Origin of the sequence: Stenotrophomonas sp. Sm10 (genome assembly GCF_030985515.1) — a bacterium.
Taxonomy (GTDB): domain Bacteria; phylum Pseudomonadota; class Gammaproteobacteria; order Xanthomonadales; family Xanthomonadaceae; genus Stenotrophomonas; species Stenotrophomonas hibiscicola.
The window spans coordinates 1-24,523 of sequence record NZ_JAPTFO010000045.1 but is presented as its reverse complement, the minus strand read 5'-3'; the positions used below and the strand labels follow the sequence as shown (position 1 = coordinate 24,523).

Genomic DNA, 24,523 nt, shown 5'->3' with positions numbered 1-24,523 from the left:
GAACGGAAGGAGGCAGTGTATCGGCTGTGCGGCGATCAGCGGGAGGAGGGCAGCTGTTCCAGTGCATCCAGCGCCGGCAGCACCTGCGCGGCGATGGCGGCCAGGGCATGGCCTTCTGTTTCGGCGTGGCGCTGCACGATGTCGCGCAGCAGCTGGGTGGCGATCACCAAGGTCGCGCGCTCGTCGCCGCTGACGCCAGCGGTGCGCGGCGCCGCTTCCAGCAGGCGCATGAGGTCTCGGCTGGCGCGATGTTCCAGTTCGATGGTGCAGCGCCCGGTGCACTGCAACCCGTCCTTTTCGATGGGGGTCACCGAGATCCGGTAGCGGGTGGAGGGGCTGGCCATGAGGGGACGCTCGCCGTAGCTGTGGAGGATGTGCCCACCTTAGGCAAGGCCGTGCCCGGCGGCGATGGCCGGGGCTGCACGCAGTGTTCCACCCGGTACGTTCCGGGGCCGCAACGCACCACGCCCAGCCAATGGCGACGGGCCTGTACGCGCATTCCCGGGGATGCGGCAACGCTGTGTTGCGGGCTGTGGTTGGGACAAAAAAAACGGGACGGCCAGAGCCGTCCCGTCGGAATCCGCGTTGGGGCGCGCGCTTACAGCGCGGCGTCCTTCAGCTTCTTCAGCGGACGCACCTTCAGCTTGGTGGTGGCCGGCTTGGCAGCGAACCACTGCTCTTCCTTGGTGAACGGGTTGATGCCCTTGCGCTTCGGCTTGGCCGGCACATTGACGGTGGTGATCTTCAGCAGGCCCGGCAGGGTGAACGAGCCAGCGCCCTTCTTGTGCACCGAGGAGGCGACGGCGCTTTCCAGCGAGGCCAGCACAGCGCGGACGTCCTTGGCGACGACGCCGGAGGCTTCAGCGATGTGTGCAACCAGGCCGGACTTGGTCAGCACTTCCTTGATCGGCTTCGGAGCGGCCGGCTTGGCGGCTGCCTTCGTCGCGACTTTCTTCACTGCCTTCTTCGGGGCAGCCTTCTTAGCGGTCTTTGCCATGGTTTCCTGTTCCGTGAACGGTTGGTTGTTTGGTCGGCGCCGAACCCCGTCGGCAAGCGCAATGTAGGGCAACTCTTGGGCGCCGCCAATAGCCCGAAGCGCGGAAAGTGCATGTTTTTTCATATCCAGGCCGATTCAGTACATGGCCGGCGGTGGGGGCTGGGGGCGTGTCAGCGTGCTCGAAGCCCGCCGCCTGCCCATTGGTGCACTGCGCGAAACCACTGAAAACAAGAGGAAAATGCGTTGCGCGCTGGCGAGGAAGTGTCCATCTTCCGGGGTCGGGGGCGACGTGGGGCGTGCGGCGGAGCGACGCAGGGCTAACGCGTGGCATGCGAGGGTGGCCGTTCATCACCGCCACGCAGGAGCAGCACAATGGGAATCTCGCGACACGCCACCTCGCACTGGGAAGGCGATCTGAAGTCGGGCAAGGGGCAGCTGAGCACGCCGCAGAGTGGACTGCTGGACAAGACCCGCTACGGCTTCAACAGCCGCTTCGGCGACGAAAAGGGCACCAATCCGGAAGAGCTGATTGCCGCCGCACATGCCGGCTGTTTCACCATGGCGCTGTCGGCCAAGCTCGGCGAGGCTGGCTTTACCCCGACCTCGCTGGACACCGAAGCCAAGGTCGACCTGTCGATGGAAGGCGGCCCGCAGCTGTCGCAGATCCGGCTGAAGGTAAAGGCGGTGGTGCCTGGCATCGACGCGACGCAGTTCCGCGCCATTGCCGATGACGCCAAGCAGAACTGCCCGGTGTCCAAGGCGCTCAGTGCGGTGCCGATCAGCCTGGAAGCCGAACTGGGCTGAGCCGACGCATCTGTAGAGCCGAGCCCATGCTCGGCTTCTGCAGCTCCCGTGATCTGGCCGGAGAGCAGCCGAGCGTGGGCTCGGCTCTACAGTGTCCCTTTACCAATCGATGGTGCCGGTGATGACGGTCTGCACCTGGCCGCCTGACCATACCTCGCCATCCTCATCGACCAGCAGGGTCAGGCGCGCGTCATGGCCGACTTCGCGGCCCTGGCTGACTTCGAACGGCGTCCGCCCACGCGGCAGCGCGTCGCGCAGGTCCAGCCATGCGGCAAGCACCGCATTGGCCGCACCCGAGGCGGCGTCCTCGAAGCGGCGACCGTTGCCGACGAAGGCACGCACGGCCAGATCGAATCCCTCACCGCCATCGCTGAAGGCATAGGCGAACACGCCCATGCTGTCGGTGGACTCGGCCAGTGCGGCCACCGCATCCCAGTCGGGTTGCAGGGCGCGCAACGCGGCTTCATCGGCCACCTGCACCACCCACCAGCTGCGCCCGCCCTGCATGCGCGCCGGCGGCAACGAACCCAGCGGCCAGCCCCTCAGTGCAGCCTGCAGGCGTGGATCGCAGGCCTCGGCAGTTTCGGCCAGCTGCGCGCGCGGGGTGCGGATGGCGATGCGCTGTTGCGTACCCTCACCGCTGACGCGCAGCGGCAGCGCGCCGGCAATGCCGTCCTGCACCAGCACACCGTCAACCGCTCCGGCCAGGCCCACCTGCAGCACCGCATGCGCGGTGCCGACGCTGGGGTGGCCGGCGAACGGCACTTCCTTCTGCGGGCTGAACATGCGCAGCCGGTAGCTGGCACCGGCTGCCTGGGGCGGGAACACGAAGGTGGTCTCGGGCAGACGCGTCCAGCGCGCGATCGCCTGCATGCTGGCGTCGTCCAGGCCGTCGGCATCGAGTACCACGGCCAGCGGGTTGCCAGCGCCGGCGCGCGGGGAGAACACATCCAGCTGCAGGAAACGGCGGGTGGTCATCGGGGCGAAACTCCAGGATCGGTTGGCGCGCAGCTTAACGCGCGGTTGTAGAGCCGAGCCCATGCTCGGCTGTGTCGGGGTGTGAGAAGAAGCAGCCGAGCGTGGGCTCGGCTCTACAGCCAACGGATCTGGCCGTCGATGACCGGCTGCACCTGGCCGCCGATCCACACCGTGCCCTGCGCGTCGACCTGCACCTGCACGCGGCCATCGCGGCCCACTTCGCGGCCCTGGCTGGCCACGTAGCGGCCCTCGCGGCCGGGCAGGGCATTCCGCTGCCGCAGCCAGGCGCCTATCAGCGCATTGGCACTGCCGGTCACTGGATCCTCGGGCACGGCGGGCGCATCAGCGGGGCAGAAGGCACGCACCACGCGGGTGTGGTCGGAGCTGGCCTCGTCGGCGAAGACGACCAGGCCTGTAGCGTCGGTGGCGAGACTCCAGGCGGCCAGCGCGGCCATGTCCGGTGCCAGCCCGCGTACGGCGGCGGCGTCGCGTAGCGGCAACAGCCACCAGCGCGCGCCGTTGTCCCAGAGTTCGGGCACGTGCCCGTTGGCGGCGAGGGCCAGCAGTGTTTCGGGTGCTCCGTCCGCGGCCGTGTCCAGTTGCCGTGCCGGCGGGCTGGCCAGCTGGATCTGCAGTGCCTCGGCCGGGCCGCTCACCCGTACTGGCAGCAACCCTGCCACGCACTGCTGCAGCAGGGCGCCGTCGCGAGGCTGGGCCAGGCCGCAGGTCACCGCCGCCCAGGCGGCGCCGACGCTGGGGTGGCCGGCAAACGCCAGCTCGCGGGTCGGAGTGAAGATGCGGATGTGGTAATCGGCGCCGGGCGCGGTGGGGCGTAGGAAGAACACCGTCTCGGAGAGGTTCAGCCAGGTAGCCAGGGCCTGCATCTGGCGGCTGGAGAGCCCGTCGGCGTCCAGGATGGCGCCCAGCGGGTTGCCGGTGCCGGGGCGGGCGGCGAAGACATCGAGCTGCAGGTAACGGAGGACGGCCATCTACGGGGATATTGCGCTTAGAATCAAAGGTTCCGCCCCCGAGGGCGGCTTCCCCACATTCTACATAGCCAATCCATGTCAGCTTCCCCCCTTGTCGATCGTTGGATCGTACTGAAGTTCGGCGGCACTTCGGTGTCGCGTCGTCACCGCTGGGACACGATCGGGAAGCTGGCGAAAAAACGCGCGGAAGAGACCGGCTCGCGCGTGCTGGTGGTGGTATCGGCGCTGTCCGGGGTCACCAACGAACTGACCGCGATTGCCGACGGCGCGCCCGATAGCCGGGACCGCGTGGCAGCGCTGGTCGAACGCCATGAAGGCTTCCTGGCCGAACTCGGCCTGGGTCGCGAGGTGCTGGCCGAACGGCTGGCCGCGCTGCAGGGCCTGCTCGACGATGCGCGTGCAGCCACCCGTCCGCTCGACTGGCAGGCCGAAGTGCTGGGCCAGGGCGAGCTGCTGTCCTCCACCCTGGGCGCGGCCTACCTGCGCGCCTCGGGCCTGGACATGGGCTGGATGGATGCCCGCCAGTGGCTGGACGCGATGCCGCCGCAGCCGAACCAGAGCGACTGGTCGCAGCGGCTGTCGGTGAACTGCCAGTGGCGCGCAGACGCGGCGTGGGTGCAGCGCTTCCGCGCGCAGCCGACCCGCCTGCTGATCACCCAGGGCTTCATTTCGCGGCATGCCGATGGCGGTACCGCCATCCTCGGCCGTGGTGGCTCGGATACCTCGGCGGCGTACTTCGGTGCGCTGCTCGGCGCCAGCCGGGTGGAGATCTGGACCGATGTGCCGGGCATGTTCAGCGCCAATCCCAAGGACGTGCCGGACGCGCGCCTGCTGACCCGCCTGGACTATTACGAGGCGCAGGAAATCGCCACCACCGGCGCCAAGGTGCTTCACCCGCGCTCGATCAAGCCGTGCCGCGATGCCGGCGTGCCGATGGCCATCCTCGATACCGAGCGCCCGGAACTGCCGGGCACCAGCATCGATGGCAGCGCCGCACCGGTGCCGGGGGTGAAGGCGATCAGCCGCCGCAACGGCATCGTGCTGGTGTCGATGGAAGGCATCGGCATGTGGCAGCAGGTCGGCTTCCTGGCCGATGTGTTCAACCTGTTCAAGAAGCACGGCCTGTCGGTGGACCTGATCGGTTCGGCCGAGACCAACGTCACCGTGTCGCTGGACCCGTCCGAGAACCTGGTCAACACCGATGTGCTGGCCGCGCTGTCGGCCGACCTGTCGCAGATCTGCAAGGTGAAGGTGATCGTGCCGTGCGCGGCGATCACCCTGGTGGGCCGCGGCATGCGCTCGCTGCTGCACAAGCTGTCGGACGTGTGGGCCACCTTCGGCCGCGAGCGCGTGCACATGATCTCGCAGTCGTCCAACGACCTGAACCTGACCTTCGTCATCGACGAGGCCGATGCCGATGGCCTGCTGCCGATCCTGCACGCAGAGCTGATCGACAGCGGCGCGATGCCGGTGGAGGAGACCGAAGTGTTCGGCCCGCGCTGGCGCGAGATTGCCGGCACCGTGCGCCCGCGCGGCACGCCGTGGTGGCGCGGCCAGCGTGCGCACCTGCTGCAGCTGGCCGATGCCGGTACGCCGCGCTACGTCTATCACCTGCCGACGGTGCGCGCCCGCGCCCGTGCACTGGCCGCAATCAAGCCGATCGACCAGCGCTACTACGCGATCAAGGCCAACAGCCACCCGGCCATCCTGCAGCTGCTGGAAGCCGAAGGCTTCGGCCTGGAGTGCGTGTCGCACGGCGAGCTGAAGCATGTGTTCCAGCACCTGCCGGAACTGTCGCCCAAGCGCGTGCTGTTCACCCCCAGCTTCTGCCCGCGCAGCGAGTACGAGGCGGCGTTCGCGCTGGGCGTGACCGTGACCGTCGACAACGTGGAAGCGCTGCAGCGCTGGCCGGACCTGTTCCGTAACCGCGAGCTGTGGCTGCGCGTCGATCTGGGCCGGGGTGAGGGCCACCACGCCAAGGTCCGTACCGGTGGCAAGGAGTCCAAGTTCGGCCTGCCGATCGCCCGCGTCGACGAGTTCGTGCGCGCGGCCACCGAACTGGGCAGCCGCGTGGTGGGCCTGCATGCGCACCTGGGCAGCGGCGTGGAAACCGCGCAGCACTGGCGCCTGATGTGCGATGAGCTGGCCGGTTTCGCCCGCCGCATCGGCAGCGTGCAGACCATCGATATCGGTGGCGGCCTGCCGATTCCGTACAGCGATGAAGACGAACCCTTCGACCTGGACGCCTGGGCCGAGGGCCTGGCCGAGGTCAAGGCGCTGCACCCGGCATTCCGCCTGGCGATCGAGCCGGGCCGCTACCTGGTGGCCGAATCGGGCGTGCTGCTGACCCATGCCACCCAGGTGGTGGAGAAGGACGGCGTGCGCCGTGTCGGCCTGGACGCCGGCATGAACGCACTGATGCGCCCGGCGCTGTACGACGCCTGGCATGACATCGAGAACCTCAGCCGCCAGGGCGGTTATGCCGAAGCGGCGTTCGATGTGGTCGGCCCGATCTGCGAATCCAGCGATGTGTTCGGCAAGCGCCGCAAGCTGCCGGTGTCGACCGCGCCGGACGACGTGATGCTGATCGCAGATGCCGGTGCCTACGGCTATGTGATGGCCAACACCTACAACCAGCGGATGTTGCCGCGCGAAGACGTGATCGAATGATCACCATGCGCGCCCTGCACCCGCCCACCGACACGCCCCGCGCCCTCGCGCGGGCCCGTGCCTGACCGGATACACCATGACTGCTTTCGACAAACACCAGGTTTCCCGCTTCCGCTTCGTCCGTTGCGACTTCGCAGCGGATACCGGCGTGGCCCGGCTGGTCTACGCCTTCGACGACGGCCCGGAGATGGTGGAAACCATCACCGTGCCCGGTGCCCCGTTCGCGCTGGACGAGGCGCGCGCCGCCGCCGTGCAGCGTGCGCTGCAGCTGCTGCACCTGATTGCCGGCGTCAGCTACTACAAGGCCGGCGTACCGGATACGGTCAGCATCGACAGTTACAGCATCGATGCCGATACCGCCGCGCTGGTGGAGACCATTTACCTCAATGGCCTGGGCGAATTCGCCTACCGCAACGGCCTGAACCTGCGCGGCCGCTTCCGGTTGCCGGTGCAGGGCGAGGCCGTGCAGGCGCCGGCGCTGGGCCTGCGGCCGCACGCGCTGGTGGCCATCGGCGGCGGCAAGGATTCGCTGGTCAGCATCGAAGCGCTGCGCCGTGCCGGCGTGGACGAGACCGTGACCTGGATCGGTGGCTCGCAGCTGATCCGTGCGTGCGCTGAGCGCACCGGCCTGCCGACATTGAACCTGGGCCGCACGCTGGCGCCGGAACTGTTCGAGTTGAACCGCCAGGGCGCCTGGAACGGCCATATCCCGGTGACGGTGGTGAACTCGGCAATCATGGTGCTGGCCGCGTTGCTGCACGGCGTGGACCAGGTCGTGTTCTCCAACGAGCGTTCGGCCAGCTACGGCAGCCAGATTCCGGGCACCGGCGAAGTGAATCACCAGTGGTCCAAGGGCTGGGCCTGCGAGCAGGCGTTCGGCAGCCATGTGCGCAAGTACGTGGCGGCGGATCTGCAGTACTACTCGCTGCTGCGCCCGATGTCCGAGCTGGCGGTGGCCCGCCAGTTCGCCAAGACCGATTTCTACGACGCGCACTTCTCCAGCTGCAACCGCAATTTCCACATCCTCGGCGAGCGCCCGGTGAACCGCTGGTGCGGCGTCTGCCCGAAGTGCCATTTCGTCTTCCTGGCGCTGGCCCCGTTCATGCCAAAGACGCGCCTGGTGCGCATCTTCGGCCGCAACCTGCTGGACGATGCCGAGCAGGCCGGTGGCTTCGATGCGCTGCTGGAATTCCAGGACCACAAGCCGTTCGAGTGCGTGGGTGAAGGCCGCGAATCGCGTGCGGCGATGGCGACGCTGGCCCAGCGCCCGGAATGGAAGGAAGACGTGCTGGTGAAGCGCTTCTGCAATGAGATCCAGCCGCAGCTGGATGCCGCCGAACTGGAACTGGCACCGCTGCTGCAGCTGCAGGGCGAGCACCGCGTTCCGGCTGCGCTGTGGGAACGGGTGCGTGAAGATTTCGAAGCTTGAAGGAAAGCGCGTCGCGCTGTGGGGCTGGGGCCGCGAGGGCCGCGCCGCGTTTGCGGTGCTGCGTGAGCGCCTGCCCACGATGCCGCTGAGCCTGTTCTGCCCGGCGGCCGAAGTCGAGACCGCGCGTGCGGAAACGCAGGGCGCGCTGCAGGTACTTGGCGAACCCTCGGCCGAAGCGCTGGCCGCGTTCGATGTGGTGATCAAGTCGCCCGGCATCAGCCCTTACCAGCCGATCGCGCTGGCGGCGGCAGAGCAGGGCACCACCTTCATCGGCGGCACCGCGCTGTGGTTTGCGGAGCACGCGGCTGACGATGGCATCGTGCACGACACCGTGTGCGTGACCGGCACCAAGGGCAAGAGCACCACCACCGCGCTGGTCGCGCACCTGCTGCGGGCCGCCGGGCATCGCACCGGACTGGTTGGCAACATCGGCCTGCCGCTGCTTGAAGTGCTGGATCCGCAGCCCGCGCCCGAGTACTGGGCGGTGGAACTGTCCAGCTACCAGACCGGTGAGGTGGCGCGCAGTGGCGCCCGCCCGCAGGTGGCCGTGGTGCTGAACCTGTTCCCGGAACACCTGGACTGGCACGGCAGCGAACAGCGTTACATCGAAGACAAGCTGCGGCTGGTGACGGAAGCCGCGCCGCGCATTGCCGTGCTCAATGCCGCCGATCCGCACCTGGCGGCACTGTCGCTGCCCGATAGTGAGGTGGTCTGGTTCAACCAGCCGCAGGGCTGGCACATGCGGGGCGACATCGTGCATCGCGGTGAGCAGGCCGTGTTCGATACCCGCAACACGCCGCTGCCGGGGCGCCACAACCGCGGCAACCTGTGCGCGGTGCTGGCCGCGCTGGAGGCATTGGGGCTGGACGCGGTGGCGCTGGCACCGGCGGTGCAGGATTTCCGCCCGCTGCCGAACCGCCTGCAGCGCATCGGCGTGGCCGATGGCCTGACCTACGTCAACGATTCGATCAGCACCACGCCGCACGCCAGCCTGGCCGCGCTGGAGTGCTTCGCCGGGCAGCGCATCGCGCTGCTGGTGGGCGGGCACGACCGTGGCCTGGACTGGACCGATTTCATGCAGCACATGGCCCACGACGTGCCACCGGTGGAGATCGTGACCATGGGCAGCAACGGCCCGCGCATCCATGCCATGCTGCAGCCGCTGGCCGATGCCGGCCGCTTCGGTCTGCACGCGGCGTCGGATCTGCCCGAGGCGATGGCCTTGGCGCGCGCCGCGCTGGGGGCGCTGGGCGGTGTGGTTCTGCTGTCGCCGGGCGCGCCCAGTTTTGGTGCCTACCGCGATTACGTGGCGCGTGGCCGTCATTTCGCCGAGCTGGCCGGGTTTGACCCGGACAGCATCAGCGCGATTCCGGGGTTGGGCATCGGGTAGTGCCGGCCGCTGGCCGGCAACCCAGCGGGGAATTCATCCACACATGGCGTGGATCTACTGGTCTTCGTCGATGAACGCGTAATCGCCATCGATCAGCTGCTGCAGGTACGCATCGAAGCTCGGTGCGATCACCGCGTAGCTGTCCGGATCGTGCAGGTAGCGCACCACCTGGCCGACGGTGCCGCCCGGTGCCGGATCGAAATCCAGATACAGCATCGAGGTGCCACCGTTGTTCATGCAGTGCGAGAAACACAGCCGGCGGCTCATCGGCAGATCCGCATCGATGCCCTCGCCGAGAATCTCCGGCTCGTCATCCAGCCACTCTTCGTAGATGGAACGGATGCTGTCGTCCCACCGCTGCTGGTCCTCGAAGATCTGCGCGACCGATCGCAGGTAGTACGGATAGCCGCCGTCCTCGACATCCGAGCCGAGCATCAGCACGCAGACCTTGCCCGCGGGGTACTCCCGGTAGTGGGTGCCATCCACGCGCGACAGCAGCTCCACCAGGCTGCCCGGCACCTGCGGCCACTGCACATGCAGGCGCTGCAGGTCCTCGGCGCTGGCGCCCTGGACATGTGCCCACTGCGGGGCATCCTCGGCAGGCAAACGCGGGATCAGGCCAGACAGAAAGCGATCAACAAGATTCATGCGAAAAAAGGGGACGGAGGGGATTAAGTCGTATCCAACCACACCTGCGTCACGCCGCCAATGCAGAATGCGACGCGGGAGGGGCGTTTACGGCTTAATCCCCTCCGTCCCCTTTTTCTTGCGGAGCAGGCGCATGAATCGTTGGCGATGCGGTGTGGCGGTGATTCTGGGGCTGGCGGCGATGCCGGCGTGGGCGGCGGTGAAGACGCAGCCGGTGGAATGGAAACACCAGGGCACGACCTTCAGTGGCGTGCTGGTCTATGACGATGGCGAGCATGACCAGCGCCCCGGCCTGGTGATGGTGCCGAACTGGAAGGGTGTGAACGAGTCGGCAGTCGAGAAGGCCAAGCAACTGGCCGGCGACGACTACGTGGTGCTGGTGGCCGATGTCTATGGCAAGGACGTGCGGCCGAAGACCGATGCGGAGGCGGGGCCGGTGGCCAGCAAGCTGCGCAACGACCGGCCGCTGCTGCGCGCGCGTGCACTGGAAGCGGTGAACGTGCTCAAGGCGCAGGCCGGCAAGGTACCGCTGGATGCCGGCCGGATCGGCGCGGTGGGCTTCTGTTTCGGCGGCACCACGGTGCTGGAACTGGCCCGCGCCGGTGCGCCGCTGGCCGGTGTGGTCAGCCTGCACGGCGGGCTGGGCTCGCCGCTGCCGGCCCAGGCAGGTGGCCGGCATCCCTCGGTGCTGGTGCTCAACGGTGCCGACGACAAGAGCGTGACTGCCGAGGATATCGCTGGCTTCCAGAAGGAAATGGACGCGGCCAAGGTGGACTGGGAGTTCACCAACTACAGCGGTGCGGTGCACTGCTTCGCCGAGCGCGATGCCAACAGTCCGCCGGGGTGCCAGTACAACGAGCGGGCGGCCAAGCGCGCGTGGAAGGCGCTGGATGAGTTCTTCGAGGAGCGCTTCGAGAAACATTGATTCGTGCAGCGGTAGTGCCGGCCGCTGGCCGGCAACCTCATGATGCTGCGGATGTCATCGGGAATGCCGGCCAGCGGCCGGCACTACCGATGCTTCAGTGCCGACCAACGGTCGGCACCTACCGATGCTTCAATGCCGGCCAGCGGCCGGCACTACCAGATGCGGTCAATGCGACCGTTTCAGTGCCGACCAACGGTCGGCACCCACCGGAATGACGGTTTGGTAGGTGCCGACCGTTGGTCGGCACTACCGGTCAATGCGAGCGCTGCACCGCGTAGCGGGCCAGGCCGCGCAGGGCGGCCACGGCATCGTTGTCGCCCAGGCCATCGAGCGCGCGCTCGGCGGCTTCGGCATATTCCTCTGCACGCGCGCGGCTGTACTCCAGGCCGCCGGTGGCACGGATCGCGGCCAGCACTTCCGGCATCGCCGAGGCGTCGCCGTCCTGCACGATGGTGCGCAGGCGCTCGCGGGTGGCGTCATCGGAGTGGGCCATCGCGTGGATCAGCGGCAACGTGGCCTTGCCCTCGGCGAGGTCGTCGCCCAGGTTCTTGCCCAGCTCCTCGGCGTTGGCCGAGTAGTCCAGCACGTCGTCGGCAATCTGGAACGCGTAGCCCAGGTGCATGCCGTAGTCGAACAGGGCCTGCTGGGTGGCTTCATCCACGCCGCTGGCCAGCGCGCCCAGGCGGGTGCCGGCGGCGAACAGCACCGCGGTCTTGCGCTCGATCACGCGCAGGTAGGCGGCTTCGTCGGTATCCGGGTTGTGCACGTGCAGCAGCTGCAGCACTTCACCCTCGGCGATGCGGTTGGTGGCATCGGCCAGGATCTGCATCACCGGCATGCGCTCCAGCTCGACCATCAGCTGGAAGCTGCGCGAGTACAGGAAGTCGCCCACCAGCACGCTGGGCGCGTTGCCCCACAGCGCGTTGGCGGTGCTGCGGCCACGCCGCAGGCTGGACTCGTCCACCACGTCGTCGTGCAGCAGGGTAGAGGTGTGGATGAACTCGATGATCGCCGCCAGCTGGTGGTGCTCCGGGCCGGCCTGGCCGACCGCGTGGCCGGCCAGCATCACCAGCATCGGGCGCAGGCGCTTACCGCCGGCGGAAATGATGTGGTCGGCGATCTGGTTGATCAGCACGACGTCCGAGGACAGCCGGCGCCGGATCAGGGCGTCGACGGCGGCCATGTCGGCCGCGGCAAGCGACTGGATCTGGGGCAGGCCCAGGGCGGGACGGGTGTCTTCGGTGATGGTCATGCGATCAGGCTTTCAGGCTCACCATCGATTATAGGCGCTGGCCGTGAATTCGGGCGCAAACCGGCCCGAGCGGCAATTCCAGCCCGGCCTGCGCGGCCCTTCGCGTGAATACGTATGCAGGTTGCGCCATGCCCGCGAGGCCACCGCTAAGCTTGCCGGATCAGGATTTCGGCCCGCTGCCGGCGGGTCCCGCATGCCCGGAGGGGGGCTGTCGATGTCGCACTATCCATGGTGGCGCGGAGCCGTCATCTACCAGATCTACCCGCGCAGTTACCTTGATGCCAACGGCGATGGGGTGGGCGACCTGCCGGGCATCATCGAGCGCCTGGACCACATTGCCGCGCTGGGCGTGGATGCGATCTGGATCTCGCCGTTCTTCAAGTCCCCCATGGCCGACTTCGGCTACGACATCGCCGACTACCGCGACGTCGACCCGCTGTTCGGCAGCCTGGACGACTTCGACCGCCTGCTGGCCAAGGCCCACGGCCTGGGCCTGAAGGTGATGATCGACCAGGTGCTGAGCCATACCTCGATCGAGCATGCCTGGTTCCGTGAGAGCCGCCAGGACCGCAGCAATCCGAAGGCGGACTGGTACGTCTGGGCCGACCCGCGCGAGGACGGCACCCCGCCCAACAACTGGCTGTCGCTGTTCGGCGGCTGTGCCTGGCAGTGGGAGCCGCGCCGCGAGCAGTACTACCTGCACAACTTCCTGGTCGACCAGCCGGACCTGAACTTCCACCACCCGGACGTGCAGCAGGCCACCCTGGACAACGTGCGCTTCTGGCTGGACCGCGGCGTGGACGGCTTCCGCCTGGATGCGATCAACTTCTGCTTCCACGACGCACAGCTGCGCGACAACCCGCCCAAGCCGGCGGAGAAGCGGGTGGGGCGCGGCTTCAGCCCGGACAATCCGTACGCCTACCAGTACCACTACTACAACAACACGCAGCCGGAGAACCTGCCGTTCCTGGAGCGCCTGCGCGCGCTGCTGGACGAATACCCGGGGGCGGTCAGCCTGGGCGAGATCTCTTCGGAAGACTCGCTGGCCACCACGGCCGAGTACACCCGCGATGGCCGCCTGCACATGGGCTACAGCTTCGAGCTGCTGGTGGACGACTACAGTGCGGCCTACATCCGCGATACGGTCTCGCGGCTGGAAGCGGCGATGACCGAAGGCTGGCCGTGCTGGGCGGTGTCCAATCACGACGTGGAGCGTGCGGTCAGCCGATGGGGCGGTCACCCGGCCGATCCGCGCCTGGCGCGGATGCTGGTGGCGATGCTGTGCTCGCTGCGCGGCTCGGTCTGCCTGTACCAGGGCGAGGAGCTGGGCCTGGCCGAGGCCGAGGTCCCGTTCGAGGCCCTGCAGGACCCGTATGGCATCACCTTCTGGCCGAATTTCAAGGGCCGTGACGGCTGCCGTACCCCGCTGCCATGGACCGATGCGCCATTAGCCGGTTTCACCACCGGGCAGCCCTGGCTGCCGATCCCGGCCGAGCACCGCGCGGCGGCGGTGGCCGTGCAGGAGCGCGACCCGCATTCGGTGCTGGCGGCGTTCCGCGCGTTCCTGGCCTGGCGGCATACCCAGCCGGCCCTCCTGCACGGCAGCATCAGATTCCTTGAAAGCGCCGAGCCTGTGCTGCTGTTCGAGCGTATGCTTGCAGATGAAACCCTCCTGCTGGCCTTCAACCTGTCGGCCGAGGCGGTGACCCATCCGCTGCCGCCGGGGAACTGGCAGCAGGTGGCGGTACCGGGCCCGGATGCGGGCACGGTGCAGGGCAACGAACTCCAGCTGCCGCCGCGCGCGGTGTATTGCGCCCGACGCAGCTGACCGTTTTCTCCGGTGGCGGTACTTGCGGGGACGGGGCCGAAGCGCCCCGTCCCTTTTTTATGAGCGGCATGGCCGGGCGCCGGTCGGTGGCATGCCGGTGACCGGGCGAAAGAAAACCCGCTGCCTGCGCAGCGGGTTTCCGGTCCTGCTCCTGGCTTCCGTCGCCGGGCATGGCCCGGCGCTACCGATGGGGTGGTTGCCGGCCAGCGGCCGGCACTACCCGGCTGTGGTCAGAACTTGTAGTTCACGCCCAGCATGTAGGTGCGGCCCCATTCGATGTACTCCAGCGGGCGGTCCTTGCTGCCGGCGTAGGTGCGGTACGGCTCGTTGGTCAGGTTGCTGCCCTGCAGCAGCAGGGTCAGGCCACGCAGGGCGCTGCTGTCGCTGAAGGTGTAGCTGACCTGCGCATCGGTCACGTTTTCGCCGACGACATAGCGCAGGCTGCGGTTGCCGTTGAAGTTGCCGATCTCACCGATGAAGTCCGATCGGCGGCGCTGGCTGACGCGTGCTTCAAAACCGCTGCGCTCGTAATAGGCAGTGAAGTTGTACACGCGCTTGGACAGGCCCGGCAGGCTGATCGGGTCACTGCCCACGCTGGAGGCGCTCTCCGGATCCAGGATGGTGATGTCGCTCTTGTTGAAGGTCGCGCTGGCCTGCACGCCGAAGCCACGCAGGCTGTCGGTCAGCATCTCCAGCGGGAACGATGCGGTCAGCTCCAGGCCCTTCAGCGTGCCGCCCTTGCCGTTCTGCGGCGCGGAGAAGGTGCCGGTGGTCAGCACCGGTGCGGTCATGCCCGGCGGCGGCACGTAGCTGCCCAGCAGCGCGGTGAAGTCGTAGTTATCGACCGACTGGGTGTAGACGTAGCTCTTCAGGTCCTTGTAGAAGATCGCGGCGGCCACGTAGGCCTTCTCGCCGAAGTACTTCTCATAGGACAGGTCCAGCGCGGTGGCACGCCATGGGTCCAGCAGCGGATTGCCGCCGCTGCCGCCGGGGCGGCCGGTGCCGGTGTCCACGCCGAACTCCAGGCCGGCGCGCATCTGGTCCACACGTGGGCGTGCGACCTGCTTGGCGACGGCGAAGCGCAGCGTCTGCTGGTGCGGGAACAGGAAGGCCAGGTTCAGGCTCGGCAGCCAATCGTTGTAGGTGCGGCCGTTCGAGTACGGCTGCACGTTGTTGCCGGCCGACTGCGAGCTGTCCCAGTAGCGCGAATCCGAGCTCTGGTCGGTGTGCTGCATCTGCACGCCGATGTTGCCGCGCACGCCGACGTCGCCGATGTCGGCGTTGATGTTCAGGCGCGCCCAGGCGGTGGTGATCTTCTCCTGCACCGTCCACGACTTGGGAATCAGGTAGTCCAGGTTGTCGACCGGGTTGAAGGTCATGTAGCGGCCGACCGCGGCCGGGACGTTCCAGGCCGGGATGGTGCCGAGGCCGGCGAAGCCGAGGTTGACCGGGCGATACTGCAGGTCCGAGGCGATGTTGGCATCGCCCTGCGCACCCAGCAGGATGTTGCCTTCGGACTGGGTCTTCACCTTGCGGCGGTCGGCGTAGTTCACGCCGATGTCGATGTCCGGCGCCCACGACGCGATGGCATCGGGCAGCGCGATGGTGGCGGCCAGCTTGCCACCCTTCAGGCGGTCTTCCACCTGCGGCACCTTGCCGTAGCCGGAGCCGTAGATGGTGTTGGTCAGGAACAGCGCATCGGGATTGGAGTAGTTCAGGCCCGGGCTGATCTGCGAGAAGCCGTTCTGGCGGATCGACACGCCGACCGTATCCAGCTGTGGCATCGGGGTCAGCTGCAGGTTGTTTTCCAGGTTCAGCTCATCGCGCGTGGCCTTGGAGTAGTTCAGGTCGGCGACCAGCTTGACGCCGCTGAAGTTGAACTCGTTGTTCCAGCCGAACGCATCGATCTTGTCCTTGCGCTTGTTGTACATGCCGCGCACCAGCGGGTACACGCCGCTGGCGGTGCCGCCGGTGAACGAACCATTGGGGTTGACCTGCGGGTTGCTGACCAGCAGGCCCGGGGTGTAGTTGCCGTTGTAGTTGCTGAGGTTCAGCTCGAACTGGTTGGCGGTGTCGATCTGCTCGGCTTCGGTGTGGAATGCATCGAAGGTGCTGGTCCAGCTGTTGTTCGGGCGGAACTGGATCGTCGCCATCACGCCGTCGCGCTTGTTGTTGCCGGTGCGGCGCAGCGCCTTGATGCCATCGGAGAAGTAGGTGCCGACGCCCACGCCCGGACGGTCTCCCTTGTCGGTGTGCTCGGTGGTCCAGGGCTCGTAGAGGCCGACCTGGTTCTCCTGGATCGGCATGTCGCTGTGCGCGTAACCGATGGCGATGCCCAGGGTGTTGTCGAAGAACTGGTCGATGTAGCTGGCACTGAAACGATTGCCGTACGGATCGATGTTGGCGGCGCGGCCCAGGGAGCTCTTCTGGTAGCGGCCGCTGACCGCGATCACGCGCTCGCCGAAGCTGAGCGGGCGTGCGGTCTGCATGTCGATGGTGCCCGACAGGCCCTGGCCGACCAGCGCCGCGTCCGGGGTCTTGTACACCGTCACGCCGTTGACCAGCTCGGACGGGTACTGGTCGAACTCGACGCCGCGGTTGTCGCCGGTGCTGACCACTTCGCGGCCGTTGAGCAGGGTGGTGGCGAAGTCCGGCGACAGGCCGCGCACGCTGATCACTTGCGCACGGCCCGCCACGCGCTGCGCGGCCAGGCCGGGCAGGCGCGAGATGGACTCGGCGATGCTGACGTCGGGCAGCTTGCCGATGTCTTCGGCGGAGATCGCTTCGACCACCGAGGTGGCGTCCTGCTTGACCGCGATCGCGCTCTCGATGCCGCGGCGGATGCCGGTGACCTGCACCGTATCGAGGTTGGTGGCGGCGGTGCCGGCCGGCGTGGTGACGCTCTGCGTGGACTGTGCCGACGCCAGCGTCGGCGCCAGGACAACGGCCAGCGCGATGCTCAGCGCGCTGCGCTTGTGGTTCAACATTTTCCCCTCCCAGGCAATGTTGCAGATCGATTTGTGAGCGTTCCGGCGGGGCCGTGAACGTGCGACGCGGTGGCCGCTGTCGTCGCCGCTATGGTAGGCAGCGCGTTCTTCGCGGGAATCACCCTGCATACGTATTCAATGGCGTCTGCAGGGATGTAATCGCTTTCAAGTGTCTCGTTCTGTAGAGCCGAGCCCATGCTCGGCTGCATTTCGGTGCTACGCACCGCCGCCCGAGCGTGGGCTCGGGCGCTACGGGGGCGCAGGCAGGAAAACGTTCAGCGGATCGGCGTGAAGCGAATGGCCTGGCCACCGCCCGGTGCCAGTACCAGCGTCAGTGCATCGGCGCTGGTCACTTCGCGGGTTTCGCGTGCGAACGCGAATGGATTGCTGCGGAAATCCGCGTCCTCGCCATCGCGGTAGATCTCGGCGCGATAACGCACGCCCGGCTCCAGGAAGCCCAGCGATACCGGCAGCACGCGGCCGTGCTCATCGGTGATGCTGCCGAGGAACCAGTCGCGGCTGTTGCGGTCGCGGCGCACGATCGTCACGTAGTCGCCCACTTCACCATCGAGCACGCGGCTCTGCTCCCAGTCCACCGCCACGTCCTCGATGAAACGGAACGCCTCGCGATGCTGCAGGTAGTGTTCGGGCAGGTCGGCGGCCATCTGGATCGGGCTGTACAGCACCACGTACAGCGCCAGCTGCCGCGCCAGCGTGCTGGGAATGGCCTGGCCGTGGCGGCCCTTCAGGCTGAGGATGCCGGGGGTGTAATCCATCGGCCCGGCCAGCATGCGGGTGAACACCAGATTGACCTCATGCTCCGGCGGGTTCGGCGGCTGGCCCCAGGCGTTGTACTCCATGCCGCGTGCGCCTTCGCGCGAGATCCAGTTGGGATAGGTGCGGCGCAGGCCGGTGTCCTTGATCGGCTCATGCGGGTTCACCGACAGGTGCCGGCGCGCGGCTTCCTGCACCACCTTCAGATGGTGGCGGGCCATGAACTGCCCGTCATGCCACTCGCGCCACAGTGGGCCCCCCGTCGAATTGCGGCGGTCGACCTGGCCGTCGTCACAGACGTAGCCGGTCTTGAACTGGTCCACGCCCAGCCGTGCATACAGGTCCAGCGCGGCGCCCAGCTGGTCCTCGTAGTGCTCGATGGCGCAGCCGGTTTCATGGTGGCCGATCAGGTGTACGCCCTTCTTCAGGCCATATGCCGACAGCGCTTCAATGTCGAAATCGGGCGTGGCCCGGGTGAAATCGAAGTCATAACCATTGCCCACCCACATGCCGTCCCAGCCCGGGTTCCAGCCTTCCACCAGCACGCCACGGAAGCCGTGCGCGGCGGCGAAGTCGATGACTTTTTTCGTCTTGGCGGTGGTAGCCGCATGCTTCCGCCCGGTCGCCCAGCTCTCGTTGTCCAGGTGCATCGACCACCACACGCCCAGGTACTTGGCTGGCTTCACCCAGCTCACATCGCCCAGCGCGTTGGGTTCGTTGAGGTTGAGGATCAGGTCTGATTCGACCAGACCACCGGCACGGTCGGCGATCTGCAGCGTGCGCCACGGCGTGGCGAAGGGCAGGGCGCGGCGTACCTTCCAGCCTTCGGCCGAGGGCGAGAGCTGCGCGCGCAGGCGCTGCCCCTCGGTGCGCCGCAGCCACATGCCGGCATAGTCCACCAGCGCCGCCTCGTGGATCGCCAGATGCAGGCCATCGCGGCTGCGCAGGGTCATCGGCGTATGCACCAGCGGTACTTCGCGTAGCGGCGTGCGCTGGTAGAGGTATTCGTAGTGGATCGGTTCGCCGGCGGGGATCCACCAAGCGGTGGATTCAGGCGCGATGGCAAACTCGGTCAGTTCGTCATCGATGATCGCCTCGCGCAGGTTCGGTTGCTCAGGGAACACATAGCGGAAGCCGAGACCATCGTCGTAGACGCGGAACACCACATCCAGCCGTCGCTTGCTGCCGGTGGTTTCGGCCAGCTGCACGGTCAGCTCGTTGAAGTGGTTGCGGGTGAGCCGGCGCTCGCCCCACGGCTGCTCCCAGCTGTCGTCGACGCTGCGCTGCTGCTGGCCAAGCAGGGCGAAATCGCGGTCCAGGCGGCCGTCGCGCAGGGCAAAGCCAAGCTTCGAATCCTCCACCACGGGTTCGCCGAAACGCTCGACGCGGTAGCGCGCGGTGCCGCCGTCCAGCACCAGGCTGACCTTCAGCACCTTGCCCGGCGATTCGACGCTGGCCACCTGGGGCGTGGCGTGTACCAGCGTGGCCCATCCCATCAGGGCCAGGCCGAGCATGTGCGCGAATAGCGCGCGTACAGCAGTGGATGACATCGGCAATTCCCCTCCCAAGGCGCCGTTGGCAGACCCGGACCATAAGCCAGCGCGGCGGGCGCGCTACCACGTGACGCCATGAATACGTATGCAACTGGACGCAGTCGACAGCCCCGCGTCTACCATGGGGCCAAGGCACCTTGAGGGAGGGGCCGCGCCCGCCCGCCTGCAACGACGGTGCGGACCTACAACGCGTGCAGAGAGGGAGGGAGGCCGACGGGCGCAAGCCGGTCCGCCGCTTCGATGCTGAAGATCATTTGCCTGACCGCTGCCCTGGGGGCAGCGCTGGGGACGACCGCGCAGGCGGCCGACCTGCAATTCGACGGCCGCCATGCGCGCGCCGAAGCCGCTGCCAATGGCAGCTTCGTGCTGCATGCGCCGAAGGGCGCAGTGCAGATCGCAGCCGCACCGATGCGCAGCCAGACCGGCAGCGTGATGTTCGATGCACTGTTCGCGCTGGCCCAGCAGGAGATGGACCAGGACCGCGTGGATGCGATCCGCGATCCGGCCTTCGACGAGGGCCGGCCGGTGCCGTGCGAGTGCTTCCAGACCGGCGCGCGCTGGCCCTATGTGTGGACCCGCGATGTCAGCTTCGCCGCCGATCTGGCGCTGGCGCGGCTGGACCCGCAACGCACCCGGCAGTCGCTGCAGTTCAAGCTGTCGGCGGCGCGCGACGGGCACACGCCCGGCCTGTTCGTGGCGCAGGACACCGGTTCCGGCGGCAGCTGGCCGATCAGCAGCGACCGCGTGGTGTGGTTCCTGGCGGCACGCCACCTGCTGGAGGACCGAGCGTTTGCCGATCAGGTCTGGCAGGCGCTGCAGGGCACGCTGGCGCAGGACCGCGCGATGGTGTTCGACGCGCAGGTGGGCCTGTACCGCGGCGAGACCTCGTTCCTGGACTGGCGCGAGCAGACCTATCCGGACTGGACCCGCGAGGACGTGCGCTTCATCGGTGATTCCTACGCACTGTCCACCAACGTGCTGCACTACCAGGCACTGCGCCTGGCCGAACGCCTGGCCGGGCAGCACGGCGATGCCCGCGCGGCCGAGTACAAGGCGTGGGCCGATGCGTTGGCGCAGCAGATCGATACGCGCTTCTGGCGCGAGGACATCGGCCAGTACATGAGTTACATCGGTGAAGCCGCGCACCCGGTGCCGTACGCCAAGGTGGATCTGCTCGGCCTTTCGCTGGGCATCCTGGCCGGGGTGCTGCCGCCGGAGCGCGCGCGGCGTGCGCTGGCGGCGTATCCGATGGGCCCGGCCGGCAGCCCGGTGGTGTGGCCGCAGGAGGCGCAGCAGCCGATCTACCACAATCGCGCGATCTGGCCGTTCGTCAGTGCGTACTCGCTGCGCGCGGCGCGGCAGCTGGATGATGCGCCGCGCATCGCCGCCGAAATCCGCTCGTTGATGCAGGGCGCCGCGCTGGCCGGCTCCAACATGGAAAACTACGAGCTGGTCAGCCAGGCCGTGCATGTCGAGGAAGGCGCACTGAGCGGCCCGGTGGTCAATTCCGAACGCCAGCTGTGGTCGGTGGCCGGCTATCTGTCGATGGTGGTCGAAGGCGTATTCGGCGTGCAGGACGATGGCCGCGTGCAGCCCAAGCTGCCGGCCGTGCTGGTGCCCGAACTGTTCGGCACGCAACGCCGCATCTCCCTGGAGGCCAACGGCAAGCGTTATGTGCTGGAGCGGCCGAAGCAGTTGGCCGATGGATTGCTGGTAGCGGGCAAGGTGAAGATGCGTGGTGCCACCACCACCGTGCAGCTGGTCCCCGCAGCAGCGGCGCCGCGCAGCGTAGAAATGACGGCCGACGCCAATGCGCGCGCACCGGCCACGCCGGCCGCACCGCAGGCGCGGCGCAAGGGCAGGGGCTGGAACGTCGAGGTCGCTGCCGGCCAGGTGCTGTGGCAGGACGGTCGCGCGCTCACCGCCAGCAACGGCCAGGCGCACATCAGTGACGATGGCCTGCAGCATTGCCTCAGCCTGACCCGGCGCGACAACGCATTGGAATCGCTGCACAGCCCGACGGTCTGCGTCGGTCCGCAGCAGGTGCTGAAGGGCGAGGATCGCTGGCAGTTCACCTCGGCCAAGGCCGGGCAGGTGCGTCTTCGCCTGCAGTACCGCAACCCGAACGGGCCGATCAACACCGGCGTCACCGCTGCGGTGAAGCAGCTGGTGCTGCAGTGCCCGGGCCAGCCGTTGCAGCGGCACACGGTTACGCTGCCGCACAGCGTGGCGGTGCAGGACTCGACCTCGGCGGCATTCACGGTGCCCAAGGGCCGATGCACGGTCGCGCTTGAAGAAGGCTTCAACATGAGCGCGCTGCGGCACTTCGCGCACTACACCGGGGGCAAAGGGGGCCGCGAAGGCGTGCTCAACCAGGCCCAGGTGCAGGCGCTGACGGTGGCGCCGGTGGCGATGGAAGAGGGTGCACGATGAATCGCACGGCAAAACCGCAGCTGTCGTTCTGGCAGATCTGGAACATGTGTTTCGGCTTCCTCGGCATCCAGTTCGGATTCGCCCTGCAGAACGCCAATGCCAGCCGCATCTTCGAGACGCTGGGCGCGGATATCGACGCGGTGCCAGGGCTGTGGATTGCCGCGCCGCTGACCGGCCTGCTGGTGCAGCCGGTAATCGGCTACCTGTCCGACCGCACCTGGACGCGCTGGGGGCGCCGTCGTCCGTACTTCATGATCGGTGCGGTGTTGACCACGCTGGCGCTGCTGGTGATGCCGAACTCGCCGACGCTGTGGATCGCGGCCGGCACGCTGTGGGTACTGGATGCCTCGATCAACGTATCGATGGAGCCGTTCCGTGCCTTCGTCGGTGACCAGCTGGCGCCACGCCAGCGTCCGGCCGGCTATGCCATGCAGAGCTTCTTCATCGGCGTGGGTGCCATCGTCGCCAGCTTTCTGCCGTTCATCCTGGCCCACTTCGGCGTTGCCAACACCGCGTCCGCCGGGGAAGTGCCCGACACTGTGCGCTATGCGTTCTACTTCGGCGCGGTGGTGCTGCTGGCGGCGATCACCTGGACGGTGGTCAGCGCCCGCGAATATTCACCGGCGGAGCTGGCCGGGTTCGATGATGCCGAGCCACCGGAACATCACGCGGCGGCCGCGATCAACGGCCCGGCTTCATGGACGCGGGTGACCCTGTGGCTTGGGCTGGGTGTGCTGTTGGCGCTGCTGATCACCTGGCGACAAGGCGACAGGATGCTGTACGTGCTGGCAGGCCTGTGCGCCGGCTACGGCCTGCTGCTGGCGGCAGCGCGCGCGTTGCCGGCCACGCACATGCTGGCCGCCATCGTCGGCGACCTGCGCGCGATGCCGGTGACCATGCGCCGCCTGGCGTGGGTGCAGTTCTTCTCGTGGTTCGCGCTGTTCGCCATGTGGATCTACACCACCGCTGCGGTGGCCGGTACCCACTTCGGTTCGACCGATCCACAGTCGGCCGCCTACAACGAAGGTGCCAACTGGGTGGGCGTGCTGTTTGGCGCCTACAACGGCTTCGCTGCGCTGGCGGCGGTGCTGATTCCGCCGATGGTGCGTGCGATCGGCCTGCGCTGGAGCCACCTGGTCAACCTGTGGCTGGGCGGCGCCGGCTTGGTCTCGCTGATGTTCATCCGCGACCCGCACTGGCTGCTGCTGTCGATGGTGGGCGTCGGCTTTGCCTGGGCCTCGATCCTGTCGTTGCCGTATGCACTGCTGTCCGACAGCGTGCCGGCGTCGAAGATGGGCGTGTACATGGGCATCTTCAATTTCTTCATCGTGATCCCGCAGCTGGTGGCGGCCAGTGCGCTCGGCTTTGCCCTGCGCGCATGGCTGGGTGGCCAGCCGATGCATGTGCTGGTGCTGGGCGGCTGCAGCCTGTTCCTAGCCGGCCTGTGCGTGCTGCGGGTTCCGTCCCGTCCGGAGGTGGTGTGATGCGTGGTGTCCTGGCTGTTGCTGTTTCCCTTACCCTGTTCGCCGGCCAGGCCGTGGCCACGCCGCGCCCGGACTACGTCGGCACCACCGAGCCGTTCGCCAGCGATGCGGTGTACTTCGTGGTCACCGACCGCTTCGTCAACGGTGACCCGGCCAATGACCATCGTGACCAGGGTGGCGCGCACCGCACCTTCGACATCCCAGTGCCGTGCCCGGACAAGGTGGACGGCAACATCGGCTACCTCGGTGGTGATTTCCGCGGTGTGCTCGACAACGCGCAGTACATCCGCAACCTCGGTTTCGGCGCGGTATGGATCACGCCCATCGTCGACAACCCGGACGAGGCGTTCACCGGCAGCAAGCCGATCAGCTGCACCAGCACGCTGACCGACCGCGGCAAGACCGGCTACCACGGGTACTGGGGCATCAACTTCTACAAGCTCGATGAGCACCTGCCCAGCAAGAACCTGGATTTCGCCGGGCTGACCAAGGGCCTGCACGGTGCTGGCTTGAAGGTGGTGCTGGATATCGTGGGCAACCACGGCTCGCCGGCCTGGACCATGCCGACGCGACAGCCGCAGTTCGGCCAGATCTTCGACAAGGACGGAAAACTGATCGCCGACCACCAGAACCTGCCGCCGCAGAAACTGGATCCGAAGCACAACCCGCTGCACGCGTTCTACAACAACATTGGACCGGTCGACAGCAAGGATGGCTCGATCTTCGATGGCAACCTGGCTGAGCTGTCCGACTTCAACCAGGACAATCCGGCGGTGATGGACTACCTGGTCGGTGCCTACCTGCAATGGACCGCGCAGGGCGTGGACGCATTGCGCATCGACACCATCGGCTGGCTGCCGCACCCGTGGTGGCATGCCTTCGTCAAGCGCATCCGTGCCGAGCACCCGGGCATGTTCATGTTTGGCGAAGCCTTCGACTACAACGCGGCGACCATTGCCGAGCACACCTGGCCATCCAATGCCAACGTGAGCGTGCTCGATTTCCCGTTGCGCGGCGCACTGGAGCAGACCTTCGGCACCGCCAACAAGGGCTTCGAGACCCTGGCTGAGCCACTGCACCTGAGCGGTGGCCCGTATGCCAATCCGTACGAGCTGATGAGCTTCTACGACAACCACGACATGCCGCGCCTTCAGGCCAGTGACACCGGCTTCATCGATGCGCACAACTGGCTGTTCACCGCGCGCGGCATTCCGGTGGTCTACTACGGCTCGGAAACCGGCTTCATGCGCGGCCGCGCCGAGCATGCAGGCAACCGTGCCTACTTCGGCCAGCCGCGCGTGGACGCTGCACCGCAGAGCCCGATCTTCGCGCCGCTGCAGCGCATTGCCAAGCTGCGCGAGGCCACCCCGGCCCTGCAGCGC

17 protein-coding genes are annotated in these 24,523 nt (G+C 67.5%); 9 read left to right on the top strand and 8 right to left on the bottom strand.

What is annotated here, in order from left to right; genetic code table 11:
- Positions 1-35: 35 nt before the first annotated feature.
- Both O0J15_RS13420 and O0J15_RS13415 read right to left on the bottom strand, forming a co-directional pair.
- On the bottom strand, positions 36-344 hold the full coding sequence (locus O0J15_RS13420; RefSeq protein WP_019659397.1) for a DUF3861 family protein: 309 nt from the start codon (positions 342-344) through the stop codon (positions 36-38).
- A 254-nt stretch (positions 345-598) separates the two neighbouring features.
- Positions 599-997, bottom strand: a complete 399-nt coding sequence (locus tag O0J15_RS13415; RefSeq protein WP_005408442.1) for an HU family DNA-binding protein — start codon at positions 995-997, stop codon at positions 599-601.
- Positions 998-1,369: 372 nt separating this feature from the next.
- Here O0J15_RS13415 and O0J15_RS13410 point away from each other — a divergent pair, with 372 nt between their 5' ends.
- The gene (locus O0J15_RS13410; RefSeq protein ID WP_308305797.1) at positions 1,370-1,801 is read left to right on the top strand and encodes an OsmC family protein; all 432 of its coding nucleotides are present in this window, start codon (positions 1,370-1,372) and stop codon (positions 1,799-1,801) included.
- Positions 1,802-1,900: 99 nt separating this feature from the next.
- Here the strand turns inward: O0J15_RS13410 and O0J15_RS13405 are convergent, their stop codons facing one another.
- Both O0J15_RS13405 and O0J15_RS13400 read right to left on the bottom strand, forming a co-directional pair.
- Entirely contained in the window at positions 1,901-2,779 is an 879-nt protein-coding gene (locus O0J15_RS13405) for a PhzF family phenazine biosynthesis protein (RefSeq protein ID WP_180876185.1), read from the bottom strand.
- Positions 2,780-2,892: 113 nt separating this feature from the next.
- Positions 2,893-3,768, bottom strand: coding sequence for a PhzF family phenazine biosynthesis protein (locus O0J15_RS13400; RefSeq protein WP_308305796.1), 876 nt, complete (start codon positions 3,766-3,768; stop codon positions 2,893-2,895).
- A gap of 75 nt (positions 3,769-3,843) precedes the next feature.
- On the opposite strand from O0J15_RS13400, the gene O0J15_RS13395 reads away from it, so the two are divergent.
- The 3 genes from O0J15_RS13395 (at position 3,844) to murD (ending at position 9,257) form a co-directional block, all read left to right on the top strand.
- On the top strand, positions 3,844-6,438 hold the full coding sequence (locus O0J15_RS13395) for a bifunctional aspartate kinase/diaminopimelate decarboxylase (protein WP_134730455.1): 2,595 nt from the start codon (positions 3,844-3,846) through the stop codon (positions 6,436-6,438).
- 76 nt (positions 6,439-6,514) lie between these two features.
- On the top strand, positions 6,515-7,867 hold the full coding sequence (gene murL / locus O0J15_RS13390) for a UDP-N-acetyl-alpha-D-muramoyl-L-alanyl-L-glutamate epimerase (RefSeq protein ID WP_058980750.1): 1,353 nt from the start codon (positions 6,515-6,517) through the stop codon (positions 7,865-7,867).
- Entirely contained in the window at positions 7,848-9,257 is a 1,410-nt protein-coding gene (gene murD / locus O0J15_RS13385) for a UDP-N-acetylmuramoyl-L-alanine--D-glutamate ligase (RefSeq protein ID WP_308305795.1), read from the top strand. The genes murL and murD overlap by 20 nt, the downstream gene beginning before the upstream one ends.
- A gap of 54 nt (positions 9,258-9,311) precedes the next feature.
- Here murD and O0J15_RS13380 read toward each other — a convergent pair whose 3' ends face one another.
- Positions 9,312-9,905, bottom strand: coding sequence for an SMI1/KNR4 family protein (locus O0J15_RS13380; protein WP_164145489.1), 594 nt, complete (start codon positions 9,903-9,905; stop codon positions 9,312-9,314).
- Between the two features lie 133 nt (positions 9,906-10,038).
- Between O0J15_RS13380 and O0J15_RS13375 the strand changes: the two genes are divergently transcribed.
- Positions 10,039-10,830: a dienelactone hydrolase family protein gene (locus tag O0J15_RS13375; protein WP_308305794.1), complete on the top strand. Its 792-nt coding sequence runs from the start codon at positions 10,039-10,041 to the stop codon at positions 10,828-10,830.
- 253 nt (positions 10,831-11,083) lie between these two features.
- On the opposite strand, the gene O0J15_RS13370 is transcribed toward O0J15_RS13375, so the two are convergent.
- Complete coding sequence (locus O0J15_RS13370) at positions 11,084-12,082, bottom strand: polyprenyl synthetase family protein (protein WP_005408451.1); 999 nt, start codon at positions 12,080-12,082, stop codon at positions 11,084-11,086.
- A gap of 214 nt (positions 12,083-12,296) precedes the next feature.
- Here O0J15_RS13370 and O0J15_RS13365 point away from each other — a divergent pair, with 214 nt between their 5' ends.
- Positions 12,297-13,910, top strand: a complete 1,614-nt coding sequence (locus O0J15_RS13365; protein ID WP_308305793.1) for an alpha-glucosidase family protein — start codon at positions 12,297-12,299, stop codon at positions 13,908-13,910.
- Positions 13,911-14,140: 230 nt separating this feature from the next.
- Here O0J15_RS13365 and O0J15_RS13360 read toward each other — a convergent pair whose 3' ends face one another.
- Both O0J15_RS13360 and O0J15_RS13355 read right to left on the bottom strand, forming a co-directional pair.
- Entirely contained in the window at positions 14,141-16,897 is a 2,757-nt protein-coding gene (locus O0J15_RS13360; protein WP_308305792.1) for a TonB-dependent receptor, read from the bottom strand.
- A 275-nt stretch (positions 16,898-17,172) separates the two neighbouring features.
- Positions 17,173-19,227: a glycoside hydrolase family 97 protein gene (locus O0J15_RS13355; RefSeq protein WP_308305791.1), complete on the bottom strand. Its 2,055-nt coding sequence runs from the start codon at positions 19,225-19,227 to the stop codon at positions 17,173-17,175.
- Between the two features lie 237 nt (positions 19,228-19,464).
- Here O0J15_RS13355 and O0J15_RS13350 point away from each other — a divergent pair, with 237 nt between their 5' ends.
- The 3 genes from O0J15_RS13350 to O0J15_RS13340 all read left to right on the top strand — a co-directional run.
- On the top strand, positions 19,465-21,657 hold the full coding sequence (locus tag O0J15_RS13350) for a Six-hairpin glycosidase-like protein (RefSeq protein WP_308305790.1): 2,193 nt from the start codon (positions 19,465-19,467) through the stop codon (positions 21,655-21,657).
- Positions 21,654-23,141 (top strand): MFS transporter, encoded by a 1,488-nt coding sequence (locus tag O0J15_RS13345; protein ID WP_134735503.1) that lies wholly within the window; start codon positions 21,654-21,656, stop codon positions 23,139-23,141. The genes O0J15_RS13350 and O0J15_RS13345 overlap by 4 nt, the downstream gene beginning before the upstream one ends.
- The coding region (locus tag O0J15_RS13340; RefSeq protein WP_308305789.1) for an alpha-amylase family glycosyl hydrolase at positions 23,141-24,523 on the top strand (1,383 nt) is incomplete at its 3' end. The genes O0J15_RS13345 and O0J15_RS13340, both read left to right, overlap by 1 nt.